Below are 25,775 nucleotides of genomic sequence, written 5' to 3' on the forward strand. Positions count from 1 at the left end.
CCCCCCCCCCCCCCCCCCCCCCCCCCCCCCCCCCCCCCCCCCCCGGGGCCCCCCCCCCCCGGGCCCCCCGGGCCGGCCGCCCCCCCCCCCGGGGGCCGGGGGCCGGGGCCCCCCCGCGCCGGGCCCTCCCGCCCCCGACACGAAAGCCCCCACATGCGCAAGATCCAGAAGGCCGTCATACCGGCCGCCGGGCTCGGTACCCGGTTCCTGCCGGCGACGAAGGCGACTCCCAAGGAGATGCTGCCGGTCGTGGACAAGCCGGCGATCCAGTACGTCGTGGAGGAGGCCGCCGCCGCGGGGCTGAGCGACGTCCTGATGATCACCGGACGCAACAAGCGGGCGCTGGAGGACCATTTCGACCGGAACTACGAGCTGGAGTCGGCGCTGACCCGTAAGGGCGACGCCGAGCGGCTGGTCCGGGTCCAGGAGTCGAGCGACCTCGCGACCATGCACTACGTCCGCCAGGGCGACCCGCGCGGCCTCGGCCACGCCGTCCTGTGCGCGGCGCCCCATGTGGGCGACGAGCCGTTCGCGGTGCTCCTCGGCGACGACCTGATCGACCCGCGCGACCCGCTGCTGACCCGGATGACCGAGATCCAGGCGCGTGAGGGCGGCAGCGTCGTCGCGCTGATGGAGGTGGCGCCCGAACAGAGCCACCTCTACGGGTGCGCGGCGGTGGAGCCCACCTCCGAGGACGGCATCGTCCGGGTCACCGGCCTGGTCGAGAAGCCGGAGCCGGGCGACGCCCCCAGCAACCTCGCGGTCATCGGCCGCTACGTCCTGGACCCCGCCGTCTTCGCCGTGCTGCGCGAGACCGAGCCGGGCCGGGGCGGCGAGATCCAGCTGACCGACGCGCTCCAGCAGCTGGCCGCCGACGAGAAGCTCGGCGGCCCGGTGCACGGCGTCGTCTTCCGGGGCCGGCGCTACGACACCGGCGACCGCGGCGACTACCTGCGGGCGATCGTCCGCCTCGCCTGCGAGCGCGAGGACCTCGGCCCCGGCTTCCGTGCCTGGCTGCGCGCCTATGTCGCGTCGGAACTCTGACCCCCGCCGGGCCCCGTACTCCTGATCCCAGACACCCGTAACACCGCACCGAGGAGAACCCCATGATCGGCATGATTCTGGCCGCCGGCGCCGGCCGTCGTCTGCGCCCCTACACCGACACGCTGCCCAAGGCGCTCGTGCCCGTCGGCCCCGAGGGCGACGAGGAGAGCCTGACGGTCGTCGACCTGACGCTCGGCAACTTCGCCGAGGTCGGCCTGACCGAGGTCGCGATCATCGTGGGCTACCGCAAGGAGGCCCTGTACGAGCGCAAGGCGGCGCTGGAGGCCAAGTACGGCGTCAGCATCACGCTGATCGACAACGACAAGGCCGAGGAGTGGAACAACGCCTACTCCCTGTGGTGCGGCCGGGACGCCCTCAAGAACGGCGTCATCCTCGCCAACGGCGACACCGTGCACCCGGTCTCCGTCGAGAAGACGCTGCTGGCCGCCCGCGGCGACGGCAAGAAGATCATCCTGGCCCTCGACACGGTGAAGAACCTCGCCGACGAGGAGATGAAGGTCGTCGTGGAGGACGGCAAGGGCGTCCGGCGGATCACCAAGCTGATGGACCCGGCCGAGGCCACCGGCGAGTACATCGGCGTCACGCTCATCGAGGGCGAGGCGGCCGAGGAGCTGGCCGACGCGCTGAAGACCACCTTCGAGCGCGACCCGGACCTCTACTACGAGGACGGCTACCAGGAGCTCGTCAACCGCGGCTTCAAGGTGGACGTGGAGCCGATCGGCGACGTCAAGTGGGTCGAGATCGACAACCACGACGACCTCGCCAAGGGCAGGAAGATCGCGTGCCAGTACTGACCCGGCTGATACCCGCGCCGGTCGTCGTGGACATCCGGGCCGGGGCCCTCGCGGATCTGGCGGGCGTCCTCGCCGATCAGCGGATCTCCGGCTCGGGCAAGCTGGCCGTGGCGATCAGCGGGGGTTCCGGCCGGGCCCTGCGGGAACGGCTCTCGGGCAGCCTGCCGGGCGCCTCCTGGTTCGAGGTGGGCGGCGGCACGCTGAACGACGCCGTGAAGCTCGCCGAGGCCATGAAGTCCGGGCGGTACGACGCCGTGGTCGGCCTCGGCGGCGGCAAGATCATCGACTGCGCCAAGTTCGCCGCGGCGCGCGTCGGGCTGCCCCTGGTCGCCGTGGCGACGAACCTGTCCCACGACGGGCTGTGCTCCCCGGTCGCGACGCTGGACAACGACGCGGGCCGGGGCTCTTACGGCGTGCCGAACCCGATCGCCGTGGTCATCGACCTCGACGTCATCCGCGAGGCCCCCGTCCGCTTCGTGCGGTCCGGGATCGGGGACGCGCTGTCCAACATCTCGGCCGTGGCCGACTGGGAGCTGGCCCACCGGGTCAACGGCGAGGACATCGACGGCCTGGCCGCCGCGATGGCCCGGCAGGCCGGTGAGGCCGTGCTGCGCCACCCGGGCGGCCTGGGCGACGACACGTTCCTCCAGGTGCTGGCGGAGGGCCTGGTGCTCACCGGGATCTCGATGTCGGTGGCCGGTGACAGCCGCCCGGCCTCCGGCGCCTGCCACGAGATCAACCACGCCTTCGACCTGCTCTTCCCGCAGCGGGCCGCCAGCCACGGCGAGCAGTGCGGGCTCGGCGCGGCGTTCGCCATGCATCTGCGCGGCGCCGTCCAGGAGTCCGTACGCATGACCCAGGTGCTGCGGCGCCACGGGCTGCCGGTCACCGCCGAGGACATGGGCTTCGACGCGGAGGAGTTCGTCCGGGTGGTGGCGTTCGCGCCGAGGACCCGGCCGGGCCGCTACACGATCCTGGAGCACCTGAACCTGTCGGAGGACGGCATCCGGGACGCGTACGCCGCATACGTCAGGAGCGCCGCGGCCTAGGGCCCGGTTTGACCGGCTGTGCGGGGCCCCGTAACCTTGACCGTCGGCGTTTGTTCGCCACACCTCTGAGCACCGACCTCCCGCTCGTACGGGAGAGGCCGCTCGTCCACTCCGGATCGTCACGGGTTCCCGGACCCGTGTGGGCGGCTGGCATCAGGGGTTTCCGCTTCGAGTGAGAGTGAGATCCGCGTGTACGCCATCGTGCGCAGCGGTGGTCGCCAGCACAAGGTTGCTGTCGGCGACATCGTTGAGGTTGACAAGATTTCCACCGCCAAGGTTGGCGACACGGTAGAGCTCTCTACCCTGCTCGTTGTCGACGGCGACGCCGTGACCAGCGACCCGTGGGTGCTGGACGGCATCAAGGTCCAGGCCGAGGTCGTGGACCACCACAAGGGCGCGAAGATCGACATCCTTCGCTACAAGAACAAGACCGGCTACCGCCGTCGCCAGGGTCACCGCCAGCAGTACACGGCGATCAAGGTCACCGGTATCCCCGCGGCTGCGAAGTAAGGGACTGAGAACACATGGCACACAAGAAGGGCGCATCGTCCACCCGGAACGGGCGCGATTCCAATGCTCAGCGGCTCGGCGTGAAGCGCTTCGGCGGCCAGGCCGTCAACGCCGGTGAGATCCTGGTCCGCCAGCGCGGCACCCACTTCCACCCGGGCACGGGCGTCGGCCGTGGCGGCGACGACACGCTGTTCGCCCTCGCCGCCGGTGCGGTCGAGTTCGGCACGCACCGTGGCCGCAAGGTCGTGAACATCGTTCCGATCGCCGGCTGAATTCCCGGCGCTCGTCGAGCGGTATGACGCGGAGGCGGACCTCACTTCCCGAGGAGGGAAGTGGGTCCGCCTTTCGCGTGTTGCCCCTACGGGGGCGAGCGAAGTCTTTCCGCAGGTATGCAACTGGAGGTTCCACCCATGACCACCTTCGTGGACCGCGTCGAACTGCATGTCGCCGCGGGTAACGGAGGCCACGGCTGTGCCTCCGTTCACCGTGAGAAGTTCAAGCCGCTCGGCGGCCCGGACGGCGGCAACGGCGGCCGCGGCGGCGACGTGACCCTGGTCGTCGACCAGTCCGTCACCACGCTCCTCGACTACCACCACCACCCCCACCGCAAGGCCACCAACGGCCAGCCCGGCGGCGGCGACCACCGCACCGGCAAGGAGGGCCAGGACCTGGTCCTGCCCGTGCCGGACGGCACCGTCGTCCTCGACCGCCAGGGCAACGTGCTCGCCGACCTCGTCGGCCAGGGCACCGCCTTCGTCGCGGGCCAGGGCGGCCGGGGCGGCCTCGGCAACGCCGCGCTGGCCTCCGCCCGCCGCAAGGCCCCCGGCTTCGCGCTGCTCGGGGAGCCCGGCGAGGCCCGCGACATCGTCCTGGAGCTCAAGACCGTCGCCGACGTGGCCCTCGTGGGTTACCCGAGCGCCGGCAAGTCCTCGCTGATCTCGGTCCTCTCGGCCGCGAAGCCGAAGATCGCGGACTACCCGTTCACCACCCTCGTCCCGAACCTGGGCGTGGTCACCGCCGGCGAGACCGTCTACACCATCGCGGACGTCCCCGGCCTGATCCCGGGCGCCAGCCAGGGCAAGGGCCTCGGCCTGGAATTCCTGCGCCACGTCGAGCGCTGCTCGGTGCTCGTCCACGTACTGGACACGGCGACGCTGGAGTCCGACCGCGACCCGGTCTCCGACCTCGACATGATCGAGGAGGAGCTGAAGCTGTACGGAGGGCTCGAGGACCGGCCCCGCATCGTCGTCCTCAACAAGATCGACATCCCGGACGGCCAGGACCTCGCGGACATGATCCGCCCCGACCTGGAGGCGCGCGGCTACCGCGTCTTCGAGGCGTCCGCCGTCGCCAGGACCGGGCTCAAGGAGCTGTCGTTCGCCCTCGCCGGCATCATCGCCGAGGCGCGCGCCGCCAAGCCGGTCGAGGAGGCCACCCGCATCGTCATCCGGCCCAAGGCCGTGGACGACGCCGGGTTCACCGTCACGCTGGAGGAGGACGGCATCTACCGGGTGCGCGGCGAGAAGCCGGAGCGCTGGGTGCGCCAGACCGACTTCAACAACGACGAGGCGGTCGGCTACCTCGCGGACCGGCTCGCCCGGCTGGGCGTCGAGGACCAGCTGCGCAAGGCCGGGGCCCGGGCGGGCGACGGCGTGGCGATCGGCGCCGAGGACAACGCGGTCGTCTTCGACTGGGAGCCGACGGTGACCGCCGGTGCCGAGATGCTGGGCCGCCGTGGCGAGGACCACCGCCTGGAGGCGCCGCGTCCGGCCACCCAGCGCCGCCGCGACCGCGAGGCGGAGCGCGACGAGGCCGCCGCGGAGTACCGGGACTTCGACCCGTTCGCGTAAGGCACGAACGGCCGCGGGCCCGGCCCCTTTCCGTCATCCGGAAGGGGCCGGGCCCGCGGCCGTTGTGCCGGAACCTCAGACCTGGGCCGACGCCTCGGCGGGGGAGGGGGCCGGGGTGCGCTCGGCGAGCGGGACCACCGGCAGCAGGGTCTCCTCGCCCAGGAACACCTTGCGGACCACGCGCTCGGCGGCCCGCCCGTCGTCGTAGTCGCAGTACCGCTCCCGGAACGCCGCGCGCAGTGCCGCCGCCTTCTCGTCGCACCACTCCTTCGAGCCCAGGATCTCGGTCAGCCGCTCCTGGGTCGTCGCGACGGCGCCCGGGGGCTCGGCCATCAGGTCGAAGTACGTGCCGCGCACCACCTGGTAGGTGTCCCAGTCGTCGGCGTGGATGACGATGGGCCGGTCCAGGTTCGCGTAGTCGAACATCGCCGAGGAGTAGTCGGTGATCAGGGCGTCGGCGGCGAGGTAGAGCCGTTCGACGTCGGCGTGGGCGGAGACGTCGATGATCCGGCCGCCGGCCTGGAGCTCGGCGAGCCGGCCGGCGGGCTTGTAGAAGTAGTGGCCGCGCACCAGCAGGGTGACGTCCGGGCCGAGGTCCTCGGCCAGCTTCGACAGGTCGAGCCGGGGCGCGAAGGACTTCTCGTACTCGCGGTGGGTCGGCATGTACAGGAAGGCGGTCGTGCCGTCCGCGAGGCCCAGCTCCCGCCGGGCCGCCACGACGTCCGCGGCGGTGGCGTTGACCAGCACGTCGTTGCGCGGGTAGCCGGTCTCCAGCGTCTTGTAACGGCAGGGGTAGACCCGCTCCCAGACGGTGGTGGAGAAGCGGTTGGACGACAGGCTGAAGTCCCAGCGGTCGCACCGGCGGAGCAGCTTCTCCATGTCCATGTTGGTGGACGCCGGGTACTGCGCCTGGTCGAGGCCCATCGACTTCAGCGGGGTGCCGTGATGGGTCTGGAGGTGGATCTGCTCCTCGCGTTTGACGATGGTGTCGCCGAAGTTGACGTTGTTCGTCAGGTACTTGGCGCGGGCCATGACCGCCCAGTATTCGCGTGAGCCGACGATCACCTTCTCGACGCCCTCGGGCACCCGGTCGCGGTGCTCGGAGCGCACCGCCCAGACCCGGCGCACCTGCGGCGCGAGCCGGCCCAGCTCGGCCTCGATGGCGGCCGGATTGCAGGAGTAGCCGCGGCCCCAGTACGCGGAGAACACGGCCAGGTTCTCGTCGACCGGCAGCCGCAGCTGGGACCGGTAGAACACGCCGAGCGCCGCCCGCTTGGCCCGGCCGATACGCGCCTGCCCGCCCAGCCGCGCGCGGTGGCGGACGTTGTTGGCGCGGGTCAGACCGAAGAACGCGGAGTACGAGTCGACGCCGAGCAGCGCGTACTTGTAACCGCGCCCGCCCGCCGGCCGCTCGAAGCCCTCCGGGAGCCGCGCGCGGTAGTCCTTCGCGGCCCGGTGGAAGAACTCGGCGCGCGCGTTGCGCGGCAGCCGGCCCGGCTTCTCCAGCACGGTCAGGAAGTGGTCGACCATCTTCCGGAACAGCGCCGGGCGCCAGGAGGCGAGGTCCGGCCGCTCGTCCAGGAACGCGAACACCCGGTCGTACTGGTCGAAGACGTCGAAGTGCTTCCGGCTGACCGTACGCAGGATGTTGCCGCCCTCACGCCGCTGCCGGTACATCACGCAGGAGCGGTCGAGCACGGCGATGCGTTCCGCCGCGATGAGCGAGCTGTACGTCCACGGGGCGTCCTCGTAGTAACCGGGCGGGAACTGGAACCCGTGCCGGGTGACGAAGTCGCGGCGGTACGCCTTGTTCCACACGATCTGGAGCAGGTCCAGGAGCTGCGGGCGCTCGGCGAGCGAGAAGACGTCCGGGCCGTCCTCGGTCATCAGGTCGGAGCGCTTGTTGCGCAGCAGCCGCCCGTCCCAGTAGGTCCGGGTGTAGTCGTAGACCAGGATGTCCGGGTCGCCGGTCGCCTCGAGCCGGGCCGCGATGGCCGACAGCGAGCCCGGTGCCAGGGTGTCGTCACTGTCCAGGAAGAGGACGTAGTCACCGGTCGCCTGTTCGAGACCGGCGTTGCGCGCACGGCCCAGGCCGACGTTCTCCGTGAGGTGCAGCACACGCAGCCGGTCGTCGCGGGCCGCGTATGTGTCGAGGATCGCACCGGAGCCGTCCGGCGAGCAGTCGTCGACGCCGATGACCTCGAAGTCGGCGAAGTCCTGCCCGAGCACGGAGTCCAGACACTCCCCGATGTACCCCTGCACGTTGTACGCAGGCACGATGAGCGTCAGTCGAGGCATCGTCCACCAGTTCCAGAGGGCTGTCCGCAGGGGCTTTACGAGGGGCGCGGTCGGACCGTGCGACTGTGGTCGGCGTCCGGCACCCGGACAGCGTAATTGATCGCTCCGGCCGCGCCCGGGGAGTGCCTCCGGCCTTCCACGTAGGGTGGAACGCCGACGGTGCACAGCAGCTGACAGGAGACGCACGAACATGACCTGGATGGTTACGGGTGGGGCGGGGTTCATCGGCGCGCACGTGGTGCGCGCGATGCTCGCCGGTGGTCAGCGGGTGGTCGTGTTCGACGACCTGTCGACCGGCAGCGCCGACAAGGTGCCCGCAGGAGTGCCCCTGGTGACCGGCACGGTGCTCGACCGCGAGGCCCTGGACGCCGCGATCAGCGAGCACGGGGTGACCGGTGTGGTGCACGTCGCGGCCAAGAAGCAGGTCGGCGAGTCCGTCGAGCGGCCCCTGCACTACTACAAGGAGAACGTCACCGGCCTGGAGGTCCTGCTGGAGAGCATGGTCGCCGCGGGTGTCGGCCGGCTGGTCTTCTCCTCGTCGGCCGCGGTCTACGGCATGCCCGACGTGGACCTCGTCACCGAGACGACGCCGTGCGCGCCGATGAGCCCGTACGGCGAGACCAAGCTGATCGGCGAGTGGCTGATCCACGCCGCGGCCAAGGCCCACGGCCTGCGCGCCGCGTCGCTGCGCTACTTCAACGTGGCGGGCGCCGCATCGCCGGAGCTGGCGGACGGGGGCGTGTTCAACCTCGTCCCGATGGTCTTCGAGCGCCTGGAGGCCGGCGAGGCCCCGCGCATCTTCGGCGACGACTACGACACGCCCGACGGCACCTGCGTCCGCGACTACATCCACGTCGAGGACATCGCCTCGGCCCACCTCGCCGCCGCCCGCCGGCTGGAGGAGGCCGAGGCCGGTACGGACCTCACGCTGAACATCGGCCGCGGCGAGGGCAGCTCGGTGCGCGAGATGGTCGACCGCATCCTCAAGGTCACGGGCAACGAGGGCGCCGCCGTCGAGGTCTCCCCCCGCCGCGCCGGCGACCCGGCCCGGGTGATCGCCTCCGCCGAGCGCATCCGCGAGGAGCTGGGCTGGTCGGCGCGGTACGGCGTGGACGAGATGATCGAGTCCGCCTGGCAGGGCTGGCGCCTGCGCCACCCGTAAGCACGGCCGTACGAAGGGCCCGGCACCGCTCCACGGGGTGGCGCCGGGCCCCTCGCGTACGGCGGGATGGTCCGGGTTACGGGTGACCGTCACTTTTCCCCCGGATTCAGGGGCAACGGCCGTTTTGTCGCGGAAGATGCGCGGAAAGCTCAGTAAGGTCCCCTGGGTAGCGGCCCTGCGGCCGCCGTCACATCTCATCGTGGGGGCAGGAACAGTGAAGGCTCTCGTACTTTCCGGTGGGGCCGGCACCCGGCTCCGTCCCATCACCCATACCTCGGCGAAGCAGCTGGTCCCGGTGGCGAACAAGCCGGTGCTGTTCTACGGCCTGGAGGCCATCGCGGAGGCCGGCATCACCGAGGTCGGCATCATCGTGGGCGACACCGAGGAGGAGATCCGCGCGGCGGTCGGCGACGGTTCGCGCTTCGGCATCGACGTCACCTACATCCCGCAGGCCGAACCCCTCGGCCTCGCCCACGCGGTCCTGGTCGCCCAGCGTTTCCTGGGGGACGACGACTTCGTGATGTACCTGGGCGACAACTTCATCGTCGGGGGGATCGCGGACCTGGTCGAGGAGTTCCGCGCGGACCGGCCCGACGCGCGGATCCTGCTGACCCGGGTGCCCGACCCGACCTCGTTCGGCGTCGCGGAGCTGGACGGGGACGGCAGGGTGGTGGCCCTGGAGGAGAAGCCGGAGCACCCCAAGAGCGATCTCGCGCTCGTCGGCGTCTACCTCTTCACCCCGGCCGTCCACGAGGCCGTCCGCTCGATCCGCCCCTCCTGGCGCGGCGAGCTGGAGATCACCCACGCCCTCCAGTGGCTCATCGACCGGGAACGCGACGTGCGCTCCACCATCATCCGCGGCTACTGGAAGGACACCGGCAACGTCACCGACATGCTGGAGGTCAACCGGACCGTGCTGGAGGGCATCGAGCCGTGCACCGACGGCGCGTACGTCGACGGCGAGAGCGAGATCATCGGCCGGGTGCTGATCGAACCGGGCGCCCGGGTCACCCGCAGCCGGATCGTCGGCCCCGCCGTCATCGGGACCGGGTCGGTGATCAGCGACGCCTATGTCGGCCCGTTCACCTCGGTCGCCCAGAACTGCCGCATCGAGGACAGCGAGATCGAGTACTCCATCGTCCTCGGGGGCGCGTCCATCGACGGGGTGAGGCGCGTGGAGGCCTCGCTGATCGGCCACGAAGTCGAGGTGACGCCCGCGCCCCGCAGCCCGTCGGCCCACCGACTCGTCCTCGGCGACCACAGCAAGGTGCAGATCTCCTCATGAGCGGTACGCGCATCCTCGTCACCGGAGGCGCCGGCTTCATCGGCTCCCACTACGTCCGGACGCTGCTCGGCCCGGACGGCCCCGGCGACGTCTCCGTGACCGTGCTCGACGCCCTCACCTACGCGGGCAATCCGGCCAACCTGGACGAGGTCCGGGGCCGTGCGGACTTCTCCTTCGTGCACGGCGACATCTGCGACCCGGTGCTGGTGGGGCGGCTCATGGCCGGGCACGACCAGGTGGTGCACTTCGCCGCCGAGTCCCACGTGGACCGCTCCATCGACGGCGGCGCCGCCTTCGTCCGCACGAACGTCGTGGGCACCCACACCCTGGTCCACGCCGCGCACGAGGCGGGCGTCCGCACCTTTGTCCACGTCTCCACCGACGAGGTCTACGGCTCGATCGAGGAGGGCTCCTGGACCGAGGACGAACCCCTCGCGCCCACCTCCCCGTACTCCGCCTCCAAGGCGTCCAGTGACCTCATCGCCCTGGCGTACCACCGCACCCACGGCCTCGACGTGCGCGTCACCCGCTGCTCCAACAACTTCGGGCACCACCACTTCCCCGAGAAGGTCATCCCGCTCTTCGTCACCAACCTCCTGGACGGCCGGCCCGTCCCGCTGTACGGCGACGGCGCCCATGTCCGCGACTGGCTGCACATCGACGACCACGTCCTGGGCATCGAACTCGTCCGCACCAAGGGCCGCCCCGGCGAGGTCTACAACATCGGCGGCGGTACCGAACTCTCCAACAAGGAGCTCACCCGGCTGCTCCTGGAGGCGTGCGACGCCGACTGGGACACCGATGTGGTCCATGTCGAGGACCGCAAGGGCCACGACCGGCGCTACTCCGTCGACTGCGCCAAGATCCGCGAGGAGCTGGGCTACGAGCCCCGCAAGGACTTCGCGGCCGGCCTCGCCGAGACCGTCCGCTGGTACCGCGAGAACCGCTCCTGGTGGGAACCGCTCAAGGAGAGGGCCGCCCTGTGAGGCCGCGCTGGCTGGTCACCGGGGCCGGCGGCATGCTCGGCCGGGACCTGACGACCGCCCTGGCCCGCGAGGGCGCCACCGTGGTCGCCGCTGACCGGGCGGCCCTGGACATCGCCGACCCGGCGCGGGTCCGAGCCGTGTTCGAGGCCCACCGGCCCGCCGTCGTCGTGAACTGCGCCGCCTGGACCGCCGTGGACGACGCGGAGAGCCGGGAGGCCGAGGCGCTGCGCGTCAACGGCACCGGCCCCGCCGTCCTCGCCGACGCCTGCCGCACCCACGGCGGCGTCCTGCTGCACGTCTCCACCGACTACGTGTTCGCGGGCGACGCGGACCGGCCGTACCCGGAGGACGCCCCGACCGCCCCGCGCAGCGCGTACGGCCGCACCAAACTGGCCGGGGAGCGCGCCGTCCTGGAGACCCTGCCGGACACGGGCCACGTCGTGCGGACGGCCTGGCTCTACGGCGCGGGCGGCGCCAACTTCGTCCGTACGATGATCAAACTGGAGGCCGTCAAGGACACCCTCGACGTGGTGGACGACCAGCGCGGACAGCCCACCTGGACCGTGGATCTCGCCTCCCGGCTGGTCCTGCTCGGCCTCGCCGCGCTCGACGGCAGCGCCCCGGCGGGCGTCTACCACGGCACCAGCGGCGGTGCCACGAGCTGGTACGGCCTGGCCCGCGAGGTGTTCCGGCTGCTCGGCGCCGACCCGGACCGGGTCCGCCCGGTCGGCAGCGCCGCCTTCGCCAGGCCCGCGCCCCGGCCCGCGTACAGCGTCCTCGCGCACGACCGCCTCCGGGCCGCGGGCATCGCCCCGGTCCGCGACTGGCGTGCGGCGCTGCACGCGGCCTTCCCCGCGCTCCTCGCCGCCGAACGCCCGGGTCAGCGCCCGGCCGGGCTGAACGCCGACGCGCCGGACCGGCCCCCGGGGACGGCCGGACCGTCCGCGCGCAGCCGCGCGTAGTACGCCTCGCACGCCTCGTACGAGGGCAGCAGCCCGCGCTCCTCGGCCTCGGCGAGCTTCGGGGCCGAGGCGTCCTTCGGGGAGAGCAGCGGCGCGATGTCCGCCGGCCACTCGATGCCCAGCTCCGGGTCGAGCGGGTCGACGCCGTGCTCCCGCTCCGGCGCGTACCCCTCGGAGCAGAGGTACAGCACGCACGCGTCGTCGGTCAGCGCCATGAACCCGTGCCCGAGCCCCTCCGCGAGGTAGACCGCCCGGTGGTCGGTGTCGTCCAGCCGGACCGCCTCCCACCGCTTGTACGTGGGCGAGCCGGTGCGTACGTCCACGATCACGTCCAGCACCGCGCCCCGCACGCACTTCACGTACTTCGCCTGCCCCGGCGGCACGTCCGCGAAGTGGATGCCGCGCAGCGTGCCCCGCCGCGAGCTGGAGAAATTGGCCTGGGCCAGACCCAGCGCGTGCCCGGCCGCCGCCCCCAGGTCCGCCGCCCGGAACCACTCGTGGAAGCTGCCGCGGCCGTCCGGGAAGACCGTGGGCTCGTGCACCCAGGCCCCGGGAACGGAGAGCCGGCGCATGCGATCACATCCTGTTCGCGGTCCGCGGGGCCCGCTGCCGGCCCCGGTGTCTCTGCCCAACGAGTCCGGGGGCCGAACGGACACGGAACGGGGCATGGGCCGACGAGGAGGTTTCCAGGGTGCGGAACGCGAAGGCGCCGGATTCCGCTGTCGCGTAGATTGCGTGGTCCAGCGAGCGAATGCGGGGGACCGGGTGTCAGGGGCAAGGCAGGGCGTGACGGAAGCCCGCAGGATCGTGGTCAAGGTCGGTTCCTCCTCCCTCACCACCGCCGCCGGCGGCCTCGACGCCGACCGCGTCGACGCCCTCGTCGACGTACTGGCCAAGGTCCGCGACGGCGGCGAACGCGAGGTCGTCCTCGTCTCCTCCGGCGCCATCGCGGCCGGACTCGCCCCGCTCGGACTGCACCGCAGGCCCAGGGACCTGGCCCGCCAGCAGGCCGCCGCCAGCGTCGGCCAGGGGCTGCTCGTGGCCCGCTACACCGCCTCCTTCGCCCGCTACGGCATCCGCGTCGGCCAGGTCCTGCTCACCAGCAACGACACCAGCCGCCGGGCCCACTACCGCAACGCCTACCGCACCCTCGACCAGCTCCTGGACATGGGCGCGCTGCCCGTCGTCAACGAGAACGACACCGTCGCCACGGACGAGATCCGCTTCGGCGACAACGACCGGCTCGCCGCGCTCGTCGCCCATCTGGTCCGCGCCGACCTGCTGGTCCTCCTCTCCGATGTCGACGGCCTCTACGACGGCGACCCGAGCATCCCCGGCACCACCCGCATCGCCCAGGTCACCGGCCCCGCCGACCTGGCCGGGGTCAGCATCGGCAGCGCGGGCAAGGCGGGCGTCGGCACCGGCGGCATGGTCACCAAGGTGGAGGCCGCCCGGATCGCCACCGCCGCCGGCATCCCCGTCGTCCTCACCTCCGCGAGCCACGCCGCCGACGCGCTCGCCGGCCGCGACACCGGCACCTACTTCCACCGCACCGGCCGCCGCTCCGCCGACCGGCTCCTGTGGCTCGCCCACGCCTCGACCCCGCGCGGCTCGCTGACCCTGGACGACGGGGCGGTGCAGGCGGTCGTGGAGCGCCACAGCTCCCTGCTGCCGGCCGGGATCGCGGCGGTCGAGGGCGAGTTCACCGCGGGCGACCCGGTGGAGCTGCGCGATCTGCGGGGCCGGCCCGTGGCGCGCGGGCTCGTCAACTTCGACGCCAAGGAGATGCCGCGGCTCCTCGGCCGCTCCACCCGCGACCTCGCCCGGGACCTCGGACCCGCCTACGAACGCGAGGTCGTACACCGGGACGATCTCGTCCTCCTGCACGGCTGACGCCCCCGAAACGGCTGAAAGTCCAGCCTTCGGACCGGGACCTTCACGAAAACCGCCCCACACCGGCCCGCGGGCTGGTCCACTTTGTAGCAGGGAAACTGCGGGGTACAGCAAAAGCAACACATCACAGGAGGCCGCCGGTGAGACGAGCGCGCCCGGGGGCGCCGCCCCGAGGAACGGGTGGCCGCACCCTGACCAGTGTGGGAGCGGGGGCCGGCTTCGACGGGAGCGGGCCCCCGGACCGGAGGGACGAGCGCCCCGGCCGGCCGGAGCCGCGACCGGCCGGCCAGGAGCACACCCCGTCGAAGCTGTGGCACGTCACCCTCTGCGTCTCGGGGAACGAGTTCCCCCTGAAGGAGGTCAGACGCGGGCTCGAACAGCTCGCGCACGACCACCCGTTCCTGCTGACCAGCCGTTATGCCAACGACCACGCGGAGATCCGCTACTGGGAGGAGGCCCGCGACCTGCACGACGCGGCGGCGGTGGCCCTGCGGCTGTGGGGCGAGCACCGCTCCACCGCCGGCCTGCCGCCCTGGGCGATCGTCGGCCTGGAGGTCATCGACCGCGAGACCTACCACCAGCGCGTCGCCGAGGGATACGGGCCGCCTCCGGCAGCCCCGGTCGGCGTCCACCCGTACTGACCGGCCGCCGTCCGGCGAAACGGCCGTCTCGCATCACGGGATGCGTACGGAATGCCCGCAGGGCGCGCATTACCCTGCGGGCATGACCACGCTCTCGCCGTACGACAACATGTCTCCCGTGGCCCAGGCCGCCTACCGGGCCCGCTCCGCCGCCGCCGACATCGCGCCACTTCCGCGCGCGGCGAAGGACGACGCACTCCTGGCGATCGCCGACGCGCTGGAAGTACGGACGAGCGACATCCTGGCGGCCAACGCCGAGGACGTGGCGCGCGCCCGTGAGGCGGGCACCAGCGAATCCGTCGTGGACCGGCTGACCCTCACCCCGGAGCGCATCCGCGCCATCGCCGCCGATGTACGGCACGTCGCCGCCCTGCCCGACCCGGTCGGCGAGGTCGTCCGCGGCTCGACCCTGCCCAACGGCATCGACCTGCGCCAGGTCCGGGTGCCGCTCGGCGTCGTCGGGATCATCTACGAGGCCCGGCCCAACGTGACCGTCGACGCCGCCGCCCTCTGCCTGAAGTCGGGCAACGCCGTCCTGCTGCGCGGCTCGTCCTCCGCCTTCGCGTCGAACACCGCCCTGGTGCGGGTGCTCCGCGACGCCGTGGGCGGCTCCGGACTGCCGGCCGACGCGGTGCAGCTGGTGCCGGGCGAGAGCCGCGACTCGGTGCGCGAGCTGATGCGCGCCCGGGGCCTCGTGGACGTGCTCATCCCGCGCGGCGGCGCCTCGCTGATCCGCACGGTGGTCGAGGAGTCCACCGTCCCCGTCATCGAGACCGGCACCGGCAACTGCCATGTGTACGTGGACGCGGAGACCGACCTGGACATGGCGGTGGAGATCCTGGTCAACTCCAAGGCCCAGCGCCCCAGCGTGTGCAACGCCGCCGAGACCCTGCTCGTCCACCAGGACGTCGCCGACGCCTTCCTGCCGCGCGCCCTGGACGCCCTGGCCGAGGCCGGGGTGACCGTGCACGGCGACGAACGGGTGCTGCGGTACGCCGAGGGCTCCAAGGCCACGGTGGTGGCGGCGACCCCGGAGGACTGGGAGACCGAATACCTCTCGTACGACATCGCGGCGGCCGTCGTGGAGTCGCTGGACGCGGCCGTGGCGCACATCCGGCTCTGGTCCTCCGGCCACACCGAGGCCATCGTGACCACCTCGCAGGCCGCCGCCCGCCGCTTCACCCAGCTGGTGGACTCCACCACGGTGGCCGTCAACGCCTCGACCCGGTTCACCGACGGAGGCCAGTTCGGTTTCGGCGCCGAGATCGGCATCTCCACGCAGAAGCTGCACGCCAGGGGCCCCATGGGGCTGCCGGAGCTGACGTCGACCAAGTACATCGTCACCGGCGACGGCCATGTGAGGTGACCCGGTGACAGGCGAATGCGCCGTCTCCCTGCCCAAAGCGGTCCGCCGGGGCTAGTCTGAAACCGTGGCGGACGACGCGGGGGGCAGGCCGTACCCGGACGGCTGGGAGCCCGACGACGACCGCGGGGGCGCGGACGAGGACTTCGCCTCCGTGGTGTTCGACGAGGACTTCGTACGGGCCGCCGAATTCCACGAACCGACCGCCGTCGAGCGGCTGCTGGCCGCGGCCGAGGCGCGGGCCGAGGCCGACGCCCGGCGGGCCGGTGCCCGCGGCGGCCCCTTCGACGACGAGCTGTTCGACGAGGGCTACGGTCCGGGCGGCTACGGCGGCCCGGACGGCTACGACCCCTTGGACGCGGACGACTTCCGGGAGCACGGGCCCTACGGGCGCCACGGCGGCGCGCTGCGTCCGTACCGGGGGGCGGCCCGCTGGCACCGGCCGGTCGCCTGGCTGCTGGCCGTCCTGATGGGCGTCGGCATGGTCGCCCTGGCCTTCAGCGCCGTCTACCGCAACGGCTCGGGGGACCGGCAGGACCAGGTCCCGCCGCCGGCCTCCACCGGTGTGGACAGCGCGCCGGGCCCCGGCTCCGCCCCTTCGGACGCGGACGACCACTCCCGCCCGATGGTCTCCGCCGTCCCGCGCACCCCCTGACCCGCGCGCACCCCTGACCCGCGCACTCCGGCCGGGGGCGGGCCGGCGGCCTCGCTCCTCCGTCCGGCGGTCCGGTGGAACTCCCCGGTGGTTGCCGGGCGTCACCGCGTTTACCGTCGTCATGTTCGACCCACCCTGAAGGTATGACCCCTCCTCCGTCCGAAGAGGGGACTTCTCACGGAGTCGGGAGAAGTCATGGCACACCGCGGAGATCCGCCCGACGGCCCGGCGGAGAACGGCGCGCACGGCCCGGACGACGACTACGGCTCACTCGTCTTCGACGAGTCCTTCGTACGGGCCGCCCGACTGCAGGAATTCTCCGCCCAGGAACGCATGGGGCAGCACGCCCGCGCCGTCCGGAGCCTGCCCGGCCGGGCCTACCGCAACGGTTCCCGGATCGCCATCGCCCTGATGATCCTCATCGCCCTTGCCTTCGGGACGGCCGTCTTCATGGGCCTGAGCCACCCCTACGAGACCCCCGCCACCGCCCGGAAGCCCGAACCCCTGCGGATGACCCTCGTCCCCCTCGCCCCGCGCGGCGCCGTCCCCGCGGGCACCCCCGCCGCCCTCTTCGCGAGCAGCCCCGCCGCCCACTATCCGAAGGGCCGCGACGGCATCAACCCGCCGCCCGCCCGGCGCACCGCCGACTTCTCGGAGAGCGAGGTGAGCGCCGCCCTGGCCACCGTCAAGGACTATCTGGCCGCCTCCTCGCTCGACCCCGACGTACTCAGCGGAAACACGGTGCGCCCTGTGGAAGCACTGCTCGACCCGGACCAGATGGAGCAGTTCGAGCGCAGCGTCGACGAGCCCTACGACGACGGGCAGCACGCCGCGACCGGCTGGCTCGTCCGCTTCGACCCGGCCCAGGTCGCCCCGGACCCCGAGATCCGGGTCCGCGGCACCCTGCGCTACACCCAGACCGGGTCCGACGCCCTGGAGGTCGTCTCGGACCACACCTTCACCTACGCCCTGCGGCCCGCCGTGTCGGGCCCCCAGCCGAAGGGCGGCGCCTCCCTGTTCACCGTGCGGCGGGAGATGCGCTTCCGGTTCGACCGGGAGGACCTGCGGCTGCACCGGCTGGAGGCACAGACCAGCTACCTCCAGGCGGGCCCGCAGTCCTGCCCGGCCGACGCCTCGGGAGCCCTGCGCCCGCTGCTCGCCGGCCAGCGGGCGGTCTCGCGCGGACCGGCCGGCACCGACCCGTACGCCACCAACCGGCCCGTCGCCGCTCTCTGCGGGACGCTGGAGGTCAGCTCCCTTCCGCCGAAGGCCCCCGCGAGTCCTCAGGGCCCTCCGGCCCCTCCGGCCCGGACGGCCGCGCGGAGCCACCCGTAGCACCGCCCTTGGCGCCGCCGGTGAACTTGTCGCGCAGCTTGCCGCCCAGGTCCCCGGCACCGCCCGCTATGTCGCCGACGAGCTTCATCAGCGGATCCTTGCTGTTGCGCACCGAATCGGCGTAATGCGCGGCGGATTCCTTGAACGAGTCCGTCACCGAGGTGTCCTTGTCCTCGTCCCGGCGCGGGTAGTGGCCGTCCATGATCCGCTGGTGGTCGCGGGTCTCCGACCACTTCTTCAGTTCGGCGGCGCGGACCGTGGTGAACGGGTGCGAGCGGGGCAGCACGTTGAGGATCTTGAGCACCGAGTCGCGCAGGTCGCCGGACTTCTCGTACTCGTCGGCCTGGGCGAGGAACGCGTCCACGTTCATCTCGTGGAGGTGGTTGCCGCCGGCGATCTTCATCAGGCCGCGCATCGACGCCTGTATGTCCTGGCCGACCAGCAGCCCGGCCCGGTCCGCCGACAGCTCCGACTTGCGGAACCACTCGCGCAGCGCGGTCACGATCGCCATGATCGCGACGTTCCCCAGGGGAATCCAGGCGACTTTGAGCGCCAGGCTGGTGAGGAAGAGGAGGATCGTGCGGTACACCGCGTGGCCCGAGAGGGCGTGTCCGACCTCGTGGCCGACGACCGCCCGCATCTCCTCCTCGTCCAGCAGCTCCACCAGGCCCGTGGTCACCACGATGATCGGCTCGTCCAGCCCGATGCACATGGCGTTGGGCTTGGGGTCCTGGTTGACGTACATCGGCGGGACCTTCTCCAGGTCCAGGATGTAACAGGCGTCCCGGAGCATGTCGTTGAGGTGCGCGAACTGGGCGTCGCTCACCCGGACGGAGTCCGACAGGAAGAGGAGGCGCAGGCTGCGCTCCGGCAGCAGTCCGCTCAGCGCCTTGAAGACGGTGTCGAAGCCGCTCAGCCTGCGCAGCGCGACCAGCGCGGACCGGTCCGCGGGGTGCTCGTACGCGCGGGAGGAGATTCCCGGGAAACGCTTGCGCTGCCTGCTCGGTACGTGGTTCCGGCTCTCGTGGCTGCTGGTCATGACATGGGCCCCCTGTGTTCGTACGAGACGTCGCTCGCCCCCTGACGCCGCCCAGCCTAGGTGCTGGGGCTACGGTGTGCGGGGGGCTGTGGATAACTGAGGAGACGCCCGACATGCCGCACACCGTTGCTCTGTTCGCCGCCGCATCCGGGGACCAGGGGCCGGGCAACACGATCCGCATCGTGCTGGTCGCCTCCCTGCTGGGAGCCGCTCTGCTGGCCTGGTTCCTGCTCCGCGGATACCGCAACGACGACAACAACGACTGAGTCGGCGTGAGCGTGCCCGGGGCGCCCGCATACGATGTCCGCGACGTCTTCCCCCCGACTCCCGATCGATAGGTCCTGCCGAAGATGAGCCTCACGAGCACCGCACACCAGCTGGTCACCGTCGCCGCCGAGGGCGAGCACGGCGGCAATCACGAAAGCCTCAGCCCCTACCTCACCGGTGGCGGTGCCTTTGTCGTGCTTCTCCTCCTTCTGTGGATCACCACGCGCTTCAACCGCGACCGCTGAGGCAGAGGCGTACAGCTGTGCCAGTAGGCTCTGCACGCATGGGAGAGCAGGAAGTGCCTACCGGCCGCGTGAAACGCCGACTCGGCGTGATGGGCGGGACGTTTGACCCGATTCATCATGGACACCTGGTGGCGGCCAGTGAAGTGGCCGCCCAGTTCCACCTCGACGAGGTGATCTTCGTACCGACCGGGCAGCCGTGGCAGAAGAGCCACAAGCACGTGTCCCCGGCGGAGGACCGCTATCTGATGACGGTCATCGCGACGGCGTCCAACCCGCAGTTCTCGGTCAGCCGCAGCGACATCGACCGCAAGGGCCCGACGTACACGATCGACACCCTGCGGGACCTGCGCGAGGCCCACGAGGACGCGGACCTCTTCTTCATCACCGGCGCCGACGCGCTCGCCCAGATCCTCACCTGGCGCAACGCCGACGAGCTGTTCTCGCTCTCCCACTTCATCGGCGTGACCCGGCCGGGCCATCTGCTCACGGACGACGGGCTGCCGAAGGGGGGCGTCTCCCTGGTGGAGGTCCCCGCGCTCGCGATCTCCTCGACGGACTGCCGCGCGAGGGTCGCCCAGGGCGAACCGGTCTGGTACCTCGTGCCCGACGGCGTGGTCCGCTACATCGACAAGCGCCAGCTGTACCGCGGCGAGTGAGCCACGGAAAGGGGCACCGGTGAACGACCGACAGAACCCGTACGACCCGTACCAGCAGCAGCCGCAGATCATCGGCTACGACGAGTACGGGCAGCCGGTGTACCAGCAGCAGTACGACCCGTACGCGCAGCAGCAGCAGCAGCCGGACCCGTACGGTGGCCAGGCGCCCCAGGGCGGCGGGCAGGGGTACGGCTACGACCCGTACGCCCAGCAGCCCCCCGCTCCGCCGCAGCCGTACGACCCCTACGCGGCCCAGCCCCAGCAGGCCCCGCACCAGGACTACGGCTACGACCGGTACGGGTACGACACGGGGCAGCAGCAGCCCGTCCATGACACCGGACAGCAGCAGCCCGTCCACGACGCCGGACAGCAGCCCGCCGCGGTCGACACGACCCAGCAGTGGAGCATTCCGCAGCAGGCCGCGGCCCCCGCCGCGCCCGCCCCGCCCCGCGAGCCAGGACCGCGTCCGGCGCCGGAGCCGGCCGTGCCCGGGCAGCGCCGTGGCGGCGACGACTACCGCACCGAGCAGTTCGCCTTCATCGAGGAGCCCGACGAGGACTCCGAGGACGTCATCGACTGGCTCAAGTTCACCGAGAGCCGCAGCGAGCGCCGCGAGGAGGCGCGTCGCCGGGGCCGCAACCGGATCGTCGCGCTGCTCGTCGCCGGGGTGCTGGCCGTGCTCGGCGGCGTCGGCTACCTGTGGTCGTCGGACAAGCTCCCCGGCATGTCCGACGGGGAGAAGGAGAACACCGCGACGACCGGTCCGCAGCGCCGGGACGTCATCGTGGTCCACCTCCACAACACCAAGTCCGGCGGCACGTCCACCGCCCTGCTCGTCGACAACGTCACCACCAAGCAGGGCACCACGGTCCTGCTCCCCAACTCCCTCGCGGTCTCCGAGGAGGACGGCACCACCACCACGCTCGGCAAGTCGGTCGAGGACGACGGCACGTCCGGGACCCGGGATTCCCTGGACGCCCTGCTGGGCACCGACATCAGCGGGACCTGGCGGCTCGACACGCCGTACCTGGAGAATCTGGTCGACCTCGTCGGCAACATCGAGGTCGACACCGACACCGCCGTGCCGGGCGCGAAGAAGGGCTCCGGCGACCTGGTGAAGAAGGGCGAGGCGCAGACCCTCAGCGGCCAGATGGCCGTCGCGTACGCCACGTACCGGGGGCCCGGCGAGGCCGAGGCCAAGCAGCTGATGCGGTTCGGGCAGGTCATGCGCGGGGTGCTGCGCAAGATGTCCGACGACCCGCAGGCCGCCACGGTCACCGTCCAGACGCTGGCCCAGATCCTCGACCCGTCGCTGCCCGAGAAGGATCTCGGCGCCTCGCTGGCGAAGCTGGCCCAGCACGCCAAGATCGGCGACTACAAGACGGCGCTGCTGCCGGTGCAGGACGACGGCACCCTCACCGACGCGGCGACCGAGAGCGTGGTCAAGGGCATCCTCGGCGGCACGGTCAAGGCGCCGTCGGCGGACGGGGTGATCCGGGTAGGGATCAGGAACGCCACCGGTGACACCGGCTCCACCGAGTCCGCCCGGGGCAAGCTGGTCAACGGCGGTTTCGCCTTCGTCAACAGCGGGAAGGCCGACGCGGTCGCCTCGTCGCAGGTGGTCTACGCCGAGGCGGCCGACAAGGAGAAGGCGACCCAGGTCGCCAAGACCCTGGGACTGCCGACGAGCTCGGTCGAGAAGGGCAAGCCGGCCGGGAACGCGGACGTGTCCGTCCTCCTCGGCCAGGACTACAAGGCCGAGTAGCCGCGGAGCGGCCGGGGAGGCCCGGGGCCGGCGCGGCCCGGGCCTCCCCGGGGCGCGCCTCGGACGGCCACGGAATATGACTGCGTGGGCGGGCGGTTCCCCGTGAGACCCTAGAGGTCTACCCGACCGACGACGAAAGCCTGCTTGTGACCGCCACTGACCGCTCCATCGAGCTCATCAACGCCGCCGCCCAGGCGGCCGCCGACCGGCTCGCGCACGACATCATCGCCTACGACGTCAGCGACGTGCTGTCGATCACCGACGCCTTCCTGCTGGCCTCGGCCCCCAACGACCGCCAGGTCAAGTCGATCGTCGACGAGATCGAGGAGCGGCTCCAGAAGGAACTCGGCGCCAAGCCGGTCCGCCGCGAGGGCGACCGCGACGCCCGGTGGATCCTCCTCGACTACGTCGACATCGTCGTCCACGTCCAGCACAGCGAGGAGCGCGTCTTCTACGCGCTGGAGCGCCTGTGGAAGGACTGCCCGGAGCTCGACCTGCCCGAGGACGCGGTGAAGACCCGCGGCAAGGCCGCCGAGCACGCGCAGCTCAACGGCGGTACGGAAGGTGAGCAGAGCTGAACGGCAGCAGGAGCGGCAGGGGCCGCAGGATCGTCCTGTGGCGGCACGGTCAGACGGCATGGAATCTGGAACGCCGCTTCCAGGGCTCCACGGACATCGAGCTGACCGGGACCGGCGTCGCGCAGGCCCGCCGGGCCGCCCGGCTGCTCGCCTCGCTGAAGCCGGACGCGATCGTGGCCTCCGACCTGCGGCGGGCCGCGGCCACGGCCGCCGAGCTGGCCGCGGTCACCGGGCTCGCCGTGGTGCACGACGCGGGTCTGCGTGAGACCTACGCGGGCGCCTGGCAGGGCCTGACCCACGAGGAGATCGTGGAGCGGTACGGCGAGCAGTACGCCGCCTGGAAGCGCGGCGAGCCCGTGCGGCGCGGCGGCGGTGAGCTGGAGACCGAGGTCGCCGACCGGGCCGCCCCCGTGGTCCTCGGGCACGCGGAGAAGCTGCCCGACGGCGGCACGCTGGTCGTCGTCAGCCACGGCGGCACCATCCGGACGACCATCGGCCGACTGCTGGGTCTGGAGGCCCATCACTGGGAGGGGCTCGGCGGGCTGACCAACTGCTGCTGGTCCGTGCTCGGCGAGGGCGCCCGCGGCTGGCGGCTGCTGGAGCACAACGCCGGCACCCTGCCCGAACCGGTGCTCGGCGACGACACCTGACCGGTCGTCGCCGGCCGCCCTCCGGGGCGGTGGGGGCCGGATTTCCCTTTCCGGCTGGTCACAGGCTAGAGTTCTTCTTGTTCGCAGCGCGGGAGCGCAGGGAAACACAGCGGACAGCGGGGCTATAGCTCAGTTGGTAGAGCGCTTGCATGGCATGCAAGAGGTCAGGAGTTCAATTCTCCTTAGCTCCACAATCGGAAATCCCGTCCCCGTCAGGGGGCGGGATTCCCGCATGTGCGGTCACCGGTCTTCAGCGCTCCGGTGGTGTGCCCGCAGCGCGGCGAGCAGCTCCCTGCTCTCCTCGTCGACCGGGGTGTACGTGACGATCCGGCACTCCGGCAGCCCGTTGATGGTCAGCGACACCGAGGTCATCCGTATCTCCCCGGCCACCGCCCAGTGCCGGAAGGTCTTCACCCGGCTCCCCGGCGGGACGACGTCCCCGCTGCGCCACAGCTTCGCGAAGTAGGGGCTGGCCTCCGACAGCGCCGCGATGAACGACTCCCACGCGGGCTCGCCCGCATGGCGTCCGTAACCGCTGCGCAGGGTCGCCGCCATCAGGGGCAGCTCCTGGGAGCGGTGCACGACCGGGCACTCCTCCTCCGGCGCCGTGAACAGCGACCACAGCGCGTTGCGCACGCGGGTGCCCCGCATGACGGGAATGCCGAAGAGGTCCCGGTAGCCCGGATTCGTCGCCAGCACGTCGTAGCGCGCGTTGTAGACGACGGCGGGGAGCGGGTCGAGCGCGTCGATGACGCCCTGGACCTCGTCGCCGACCTCGACGGTGTCGGACTCCCTCCCCGGGAGACAGGCGACGCCCGCCAGCTCGTACAGGTGCGCGCGCTCCGGCGGGTCGAGCCGCAGGGTCCTCGCCACCGCGTCCAGGACCTGTGGGGAGGCGTTGATCGGGCGGCCCTGCTCCAGCCAGGTGTACCAGGTCACGCCGACGCCGGAGAGCTGGGCGACCTCCTCGCGCCGCAGGCCGGGGGTGCGCCGCCGTAAGCCCGGCGCCATGCCCACGTCGGCCGGTGTCACCCGGGCCCGGCGGCCACGCAGGAAGGCGGCGAGCTCGGAGCGCCTGCCGGGCGCCGATCCGTTCCGCCGGGTGTGCTGCTGTGTCGTCACCGTCGTCACGCCCCCATCGTCGGTGCTGCGCCCGGCTGTTGCCAGGTGCTGCCAGTACCAGCATCGGTGGGCTCTCGTTACCCGTATGCGACCGGCACCAGCCTGGAACGCATGACCGCGACATCCGAAACGACGGCCTCACGCTCCGTCACCAGTAAAGCCCCTGCCACTGACAAGACCCCCGCGCGGCTGCTCGCCGTCGTGCTGACGGCGCAGTTCATGGCCATGCTCGACATCATCATCGTGAACGTCGCCGCGCCGACGATCCGTACCGAACTCGGCGCTTCCGACGCCCAGTTGCAGCTCGTGGTGGCCGGATACACCATCTCGTACGCCGTCCTGCTCGTCGCCGGCGCCCGGCTCGGCGGTGTGTTCGGCCACGGACGCGCGCATCTGGCCGGACTCGCCGTCTTCACCGCCGCCTCGCTCGCCTGCGGACTGGCCACGGGCTCGGGCCAGCTGATCGCCTTCCGGGTGATCCAGGGGGCGGGTGCGGCGGTGATGATTCCGCAGGTGCTCAGCCTGATCCAGCAGCACTTCACCGGAGCGGCGCGGTTGCGCGCCATCGGTGCCTACAGCGCCGTGCTGGCCACCGGGGCCGCTGCGGGGCAGGTCCTCGGCGGGGTGCTGGTGAGCATCGACCTGTTCGGGACGGGCTGGCGGCCGGTCTTCCTGGTCAACGTCCCGATCGGGCTCGTCCTGCTGGCGGTCGGCGTGCGGGTGCTGCCGGGCGAGCCGCGCACCGGGGAGGCCCGGCGGGAGGCGCGGGCGCGCGGGTTCGACCCGGTGGGCCTGGTCCTCCTCGCGGCGGCCGTCACGCTGCTGACCGTGCCGCTGGTACTCGGCCAGGAACTGGGCTGGCCGGACTGGACGTGGGTGTGCCTGGTCGCCTGCGCGGTGGTCCTCGCCGCCTTCGTGGCGTACGAGACACGGCTCGCCGCGCGCGGGGGTGCGCCCCTGATCGCGCCCCGTGTGCTCCGGTTGCCCGGAATCGCCGTCGCGGCGGTGCGCCTCCTGCTGGTGATGGCCGCGAATGGGGGCTTCCTCTTCACGCTGACCCTGCACCTCCAGGGCGGACTCGGGTACTCGGCGCTGCGTGCGGGACTGATGTGCGCACCGACGGCGGTGGCCTTCGGCGTGGCCGGGCTGACGTGGCGGCGGTGGCCGGACCGGCTCCGGCGCCACCTGGTGCCCGGCGGGTTCGGGGTGCTGGTGGCCGGGGCCGCGGTGTCCGGTCTTGCGTTGCGGGACGGGGGCGGCGGGGGCGTCGCCCTGTACGCGGGTTTCGTGCTCATCGGCGTGGGTATGGCTCTCGCGTTCAGTCCCAACCTCGCGGGCGCCCTGGCGGACGTACGTCCCCAGGACGCCGCCGACGCCAGCGGTGTGCTGGTGACCGTGACCCAGCTCGGGCAGGTCATGGGCGTCGCCGCCATCGGCACCCTCTACCTCAACCGTCTCGGCACGCCGGGGCCGCAGGGGTCGGGGCACGCGCTGTGGGTCTGCGAACTGGCCCTGGCCGCGGTGGCGTGCGCGGGGGCCGCGGCGGGGCTCGTGCGGCGGCGGCGGGCGGTAACGGCGGTCGGCTGACCCTCTTGCGGGGTCATG

26 protein-coding genes and 1 tRNA gene are annotated in these 25,775 nt (G+C 72.0%); 23 read left to right on the forward strand and 4 right to left on the reverse strand.

Annotated elements, in window-relative coordinates; genetic code table 11:
• Positions 1 to 153 precede the first annotated feature (153 nt).
• The 6 genes from galU (at position 154) to obgE (ending at position 5,268) form a co-directional block, all read left to right on the forward strand.
• A complete protein-coding gene (gene galU / locus FKN01_RS00595; RefSeq protein WP_143615689.1) occupies positions 154 to 1,044 on the forward strand; it encodes a UTP--glucose-1-phosphate uridylyltransferase GalU in 891 nt (296 codons plus the stop codon).
• Positions 1,045 to 1,106: 62 nt separating this feature from the next.
• Positions 1,107 to 1,859, forward strand: a complete 753-nt coding sequence (locus FKN01_RS00600) for a sugar phosphate nucleotidyltransferase (RefSeq protein ID WP_143615690.1) — start codon at positions 1,107 to 1,109, stop codon at positions 1,857 to 1,859.
• Positions 1,847 to 2,908: an iron-containing alcohol dehydrogenase family protein gene (locus FKN01_RS00605; RefSeq protein WP_143615691.1), complete on the forward strand. Its 1,062-nt coding sequence runs from the start codon at positions 1,847 to 1,849 to the stop codon at positions 2,906 to 2,908. Before FKN01_RS00600 ends, FKN01_RS00605 begins: the two co-directional genes overlap by 13 nt.
• Before the next feature lie 189 nt (positions 2,909 to 3,097).
• Positions 3,098 to 3,418: a 50S ribosomal protein L21 gene (gene rplU / locus FKN01_RS00610; RefSeq protein WP_014045903.1), complete on the forward strand. Its 321-nt coding sequence runs from the start codon at positions 3,098 to 3,100 to the stop codon at positions 3,416 to 3,418.
• Positions 3,419 to 3,432: 14 nt separating this feature from the next.
• Positions 3,433 to 3,690, forward strand: coding sequence for a 50S ribosomal protein L27 (gene rpmA / locus FKN01_RS00615; RefSeq protein ID WP_018103204.1), 258 nt, complete (start codon positions 3,433 to 3,435; stop codon positions 3,688 to 3,690).
• Positions 3,691 to 3,828: 138 nt separating this feature from the next.
• A complete protein-coding gene (gene obgE, locus FKN01_RS00620; RefSeq protein WP_143615692.1) occupies positions 3,829 to 5,268 on the forward strand; it encodes a GTPase ObgE in 1,440 nt (479 codons plus the stop codon).
• 75 nt (positions 5,269 to 5,343) lie between these two features.
• Here obgE and FKN01_RS00625 read toward each other — a convergent pair whose 3' ends face one another.
• Positions 5,344 to 7,566, reverse strand: coding sequence for a bifunctional glycosyltransferase/CDP-glycerol:glycerophosphate glycerophosphotransferase (locus FKN01_RS00625; protein WP_143615693.1), 2,223 nt, complete (start codon positions 7,564 to 7,566; stop codon positions 5,344 to 5,346).
• 190 nt (positions 7,567 to 7,756) lie between these two features.
• Between FKN01_RS00625 and galE the strand changes: the two genes are divergently transcribed.
• The 4 genes from galE to rfbD all read left to right on the forward strand — a co-directional run bounded on the left by galE (position 7,757) and on the right by rfbD (position 11,961).
• Positions 7,757 to 8,728, forward strand: coding sequence for a UDP-glucose 4-epimerase GalE (gene galE / locus FKN01_RS00630; protein ID WP_143615694.1), 972 nt, complete (start codon positions 7,757 to 7,759; stop codon positions 8,726 to 8,728).
• A gap of 214 nt (positions 8,729 to 8,942) precedes the next feature.
• Positions 8,943 to 10,013: a glucose-1-phosphate thymidylyltransferase gene (locus tag FKN01_RS00635; protein WP_143615695.1), complete on the forward strand. Its 1,071-nt coding sequence runs from the start codon at positions 8,943 to 8,945 to the stop codon at positions 10,011 to 10,013.
• Positions 10,010 to 10,999, forward strand: a complete 990-nt coding sequence (rfbB, locus tag FKN01_RS00640) for a dTDP-glucose 4,6-dehydratase (RefSeq protein ID WP_143615696.1) — start codon at positions 10,010 to 10,012, stop codon at positions 10,997 to 10,999. The genes FKN01_RS00635 and rfbB overlap by 4 nt, the downstream gene beginning before the upstream one ends.
• Positions 10,996 to 11,961, forward strand: a complete 966-nt coding sequence (gene rfbD / locus FKN01_RS00645) for a dTDP-4-dehydrorhamnose reductase (protein WP_143615697.1) — start codon at positions 10,996 to 10,998, stop codon at positions 11,959 to 11,961. Before rfbB ends, rfbD begins: the two co-directional genes overlap by 4 nt.
• Here rfbD and rfbC read toward each other — a convergent pair.
• The gene (gene rfbC, locus FKN01_RS00650) at positions 11,880 to 12,533 is read right to left on the reverse strand and encodes a dTDP-4-dehydrorhamnose 3,5-epimerase (RefSeq protein WP_143615698.1); all 654 of its coding nucleotides are present in this window, start codon (positions 12,531 to 12,533) and stop codon (positions 11,880 to 11,882) included. The two genes, rfbD and rfbC, sit on opposite strands and share 82 nt — an antisense overlap.
• 214 nt (positions 12,534 to 12,747) lie before the next feature.
• Here rfbC and proB point away from each other — a divergent pair, with 214 nt between their 5' ends.
• The 5 genes from proB to FKN01_RS00675 all read left to right on the forward strand — a co-directional run bounded on the left by proB (position 12,748) and on the right by FKN01_RS00675 (position 17,848).
• A complete protein-coding gene (proB, locus tag FKN01_RS00655) occupies positions 12,748 to 13,854 on the forward strand; it encodes a glutamate 5-kinase (RefSeq protein WP_143615699.1) in 1,107 nt (368 codons plus the stop codon).
• A 140-nt stretch (positions 13,855 to 13,994) separates the two neighbouring features.
• On the forward strand, positions 13,995 to 14,495 hold the full coding sequence (locus tag FKN01_RS00660; protein ID WP_143615700.1) for a hypothetical protein: 501 nt from the start codon (positions 13,995 to 13,997) through the stop codon (positions 14,493 to 14,495).
• An 82-nt stretch (positions 14,496 to 14,577) separates the two neighbouring features.
• Positions 14,578 to 15,861 (forward strand): glutamate-5-semialdehyde dehydrogenase, encoded by a 1,284-nt coding sequence (locus tag FKN01_RS00665; RefSeq protein WP_143615701.1) that lies wholly within the window; start codon positions 14,578 to 14,580, stop codon positions 15,859 to 15,861.
• A gap of 64 nt (positions 15,862 to 15,925) precedes the next feature.
• Positions 15,926 to 16,513: a hypothetical protein gene (locus FKN01_RS00670; RefSeq protein WP_143615702.1), complete on the forward strand. Its 588-nt coding sequence runs from the start codon at positions 15,926 to 15,928 to the stop codon at positions 16,511 to 16,513.
• Between the two features lie 195 nt (positions 16,514 to 16,708).
• Complete coding sequence (locus tag FKN01_RS00675) at positions 16,709 to 17,848, forward strand: hypothetical protein (protein ID WP_143615703.1); 1,140 nt, start codon at positions 16,709 to 16,711, stop codon at positions 17,846 to 17,848.
• On the opposite strand, the gene FKN01_RS00680 is transcribed toward FKN01_RS00675, so the two are convergent.
• Positions 17,763 to 18,887 (reverse strand): M48 family metallopeptidase, encoded by a 1,125-nt coding sequence (locus FKN01_RS00680; RefSeq protein ID WP_143615704.1) that lies wholly within the window; start codon positions 18,885 to 18,887, stop codon positions 17,763 to 17,765. The genes FKN01_RS00675 and FKN01_RS00680 overlap by 86 nt on opposite strands.
• Positions 18,888 to 19,000: 113 nt before the next feature.
• On the opposite strand from FKN01_RS00680, the gene FKN01_RS32385 reads away from it, so the two are divergent.
• The 7 genes from FKN01_RS32385 (at position 19,001) to FKN01_RS00705 (ending at position 23,239) form a co-directional block, all read left to right on the forward strand.
• The gene (locus FKN01_RS32385) at positions 19,001 to 19,153 is read left to right on the forward strand and encodes a hypothetical protein (RefSeq protein WP_185992685.1); all 153 of its coding nucleotides are present in this window, start codon (positions 19,001 to 19,003) and stop codon (positions 19,151 to 19,153) included.
• An 84-nt stretch (positions 19,154 to 19,237) separates the two neighbouring features.
• The gene (locus tag FKN01_RS32390; protein WP_018518201.1) at positions 19,238 to 19,399 is read left to right on the forward strand and encodes a hypothetical protein; all 162 of its coding nucleotides are present in this window, start codon (positions 19,238 to 19,240) and stop codon (positions 19,397 to 19,399) included.
• A 38-nt stretch (positions 19,400 to 19,437) separates the two neighbouring features.
• On the forward strand, positions 19,438 to 20,055 hold the full coding sequence (gene nadD / locus FKN01_RS00685) for a nicotinate-nucleotide adenylyltransferase (RefSeq protein ID WP_143615705.1): 618 nt from the start codon (positions 19,438 to 19,440) through the stop codon (positions 20,053 to 20,055).
• A gap of 19 nt (positions 20,056 to 20,074) precedes the next feature.
• On the forward strand, positions 20,075 to 21,820 hold the full coding sequence (locus tag FKN01_RS00690; RefSeq protein ID WP_143615706.1) for an LCP family protein: 1,746 nt from the start codon (positions 20,075 to 20,077) through the stop codon (positions 21,818 to 21,820).
• A 146-nt stretch (positions 21,821 to 21,966) separates the two neighbouring features.
• A complete protein-coding gene (rsfS, locus tag FKN01_RS00695) occupies positions 21,967 to 22,398 on the forward strand; it encodes a ribosome silencing factor (RefSeq protein WP_143615707.1) in 432 nt (143 codons plus the stop codon).
• Positions 22,395 to 23,048 carry a histidine phosphatase family protein gene (locus FKN01_RS00700; protein WP_143615708.1) on the forward strand — a complete coding sequence of 218 codons (654 nt, stop codon included), beginning with the start codon at positions 22,395 to 22,397 and terminating at the stop codon, positions 23,046 to 23,048. The genes rsfS and FKN01_RS00700 overlap by 4 nt, the downstream gene beginning before the upstream one ends.
• A gap of 118 nt (positions 23,049 to 23,166) precedes the next feature.
• Positions 23,167 to 23,239, forward strand: a tRNA-Ala gene (locus FKN01_RS00705).
• 49 nt (positions 23,240 to 23,288) lie between these two features.
• On the opposite strand, the gene FKN01_RS00710 is transcribed toward FKN01_RS00705, so the two are convergent.
• The gene (locus FKN01_RS00710; RefSeq protein ID WP_143615709.1) at positions 23,289 to 24,179 is read right to left on the reverse strand and encodes a helix-turn-helix transcriptional regulator; all 891 of its coding nucleotides are present in this window, start codon (positions 24,177 to 24,179) and stop codon (positions 23,289 to 23,291) included.
• A 102-nt stretch (positions 24,180 to 24,281) separates the two neighbouring features.
• On the opposite strand from FKN01_RS00710, the gene FKN01_RS00715 reads away from it, so the two are divergent.
• Positions 24,282 to 25,757, forward strand: a complete 1,476-nt coding sequence (locus FKN01_RS00715; protein ID WP_260696727.1) for an MFS transporter — start codon at positions 24,282 to 24,284, stop codon at positions 25,755 to 25,757.
• The last annotated feature ends 18 nt before the right edge of the window (positions 25,758 to 25,775 follow it).

Origin of the sequence: Streptomyces sp. 130 (genome assembly GCF_007096885.1) — a bacterium.
GTDB lineage: Bacteria > Actinomycetota > Actinomycetes > Streptomycetales > Streptomycetaceae > Streptomyces.

What these genes read in the sequence shown, in the direction of transcription:
- FKN01_RS32390 (WP_018518201.1), top strand. Translation starts at nt 19,238, where the DNA reads ATGAGCCTCACGAGCACCGCACACCAGCTGGTCACCGTCGCCGCCGAG.
- FKN01_RS00665 (WP_143615701.1), top strand. Translation starts at nt 14,578, where the DNA reads ATGACCACGCTCTCGCCGTACGACAACATGTCTCCCGTGGCCCAGGCC.
- FKN01_RS00600 (WP_143615690.1), top strand. Translation starts at nt 1,107, where the DNA reads ATGATCGGCATGATTCTGGCCGCCGGCGCCGGCCGTCGTCTGCGCCCC.
- nadD (WP_143615705.1), top strand. Translation starts at nt 19,438, where the DNA reads ATGGGAGAGCAGGAAGTGCCTACCGGCCGCGTGAAACGCCGACTCGGC.
- FKN01_RS00680 (WP_143615704.1), bottom strand. Translation starts at nt 18,887, where the DNA reads ATGACCAGCAGCCACGAGAGCCGGAACCACGTACCGAGCAGGCAGCGC.
- FKN01_RS32385 (WP_185992685.1), top strand. Translation starts at nt 19,001, where the DNA reads ATGCCGCACACCGTTGCTCTGTTCGCCGCCGCATCCGGGGACCAGGGG.
- FKN01_RS00675 (WP_143615703.1), top strand. Translation starts at nt 16,709, where the DNA reads ATGGCACACCGCGGAGATCCGCCCGACGGCCCGGCGGAGAACGGCGCG.
- FKN01_RS00625 (WP_143615693.1), bottom strand. Translation starts at nt 7,566, where the DNA reads ATGCCTCGACTGACGCTCATCGTGCCTGCGTACAACGTGCAGGGGTAC.
- obgE (WP_143615692.1), top strand. Translation starts at nt 3,829, where the DNA reads ATGACCACCTTCGTGGACCGCGTCGAACTGCATGTCGCCGCGGGTAAC.
- rpmA (WP_018103204.1), top strand. Translation starts at nt 3,433, where the DNA reads ATGGCACACAAGAAGGGCGCATCGTCCACCCGGAACGGGCGCGATTCC.
- rfbC (WP_143615698.1), bottom strand. Translation starts at nt 12,533, where the DNA reads ATGCGCCGGCTCTCCGTTCCCGGGGCCTGGGTGCACGAGCCCACGGTC.
- galU (WP_143615689.1), top strand. Translation starts at nt 154, where the DNA reads ATGCGCAAGATCCAGAAGGCCGTCATACCGGCCGCCGGGCTCGGTACC.
- FKN01_RS00715 (WP_260696727.1), top strand. Translation starts at nt 24,282, where the DNA reads ATGACCGCGACATCCGAAACGACGGCCTCACGCTCCGTCACCAGTAAA.
- galE (WP_143615694.1), top strand. Translation starts at nt 7,757, where the DNA reads ATGACCTGGATGGTTACGGGTGGGGCGGGGTTCATCGGCGCGCACGTG.
- rfbB (WP_143615696.1), top strand. Translation starts at nt 10,010, where the DNA reads ATGAGCGGTACGCGCATCCTCGTCACCGGAGGCGCCGGCTTCATCGGC.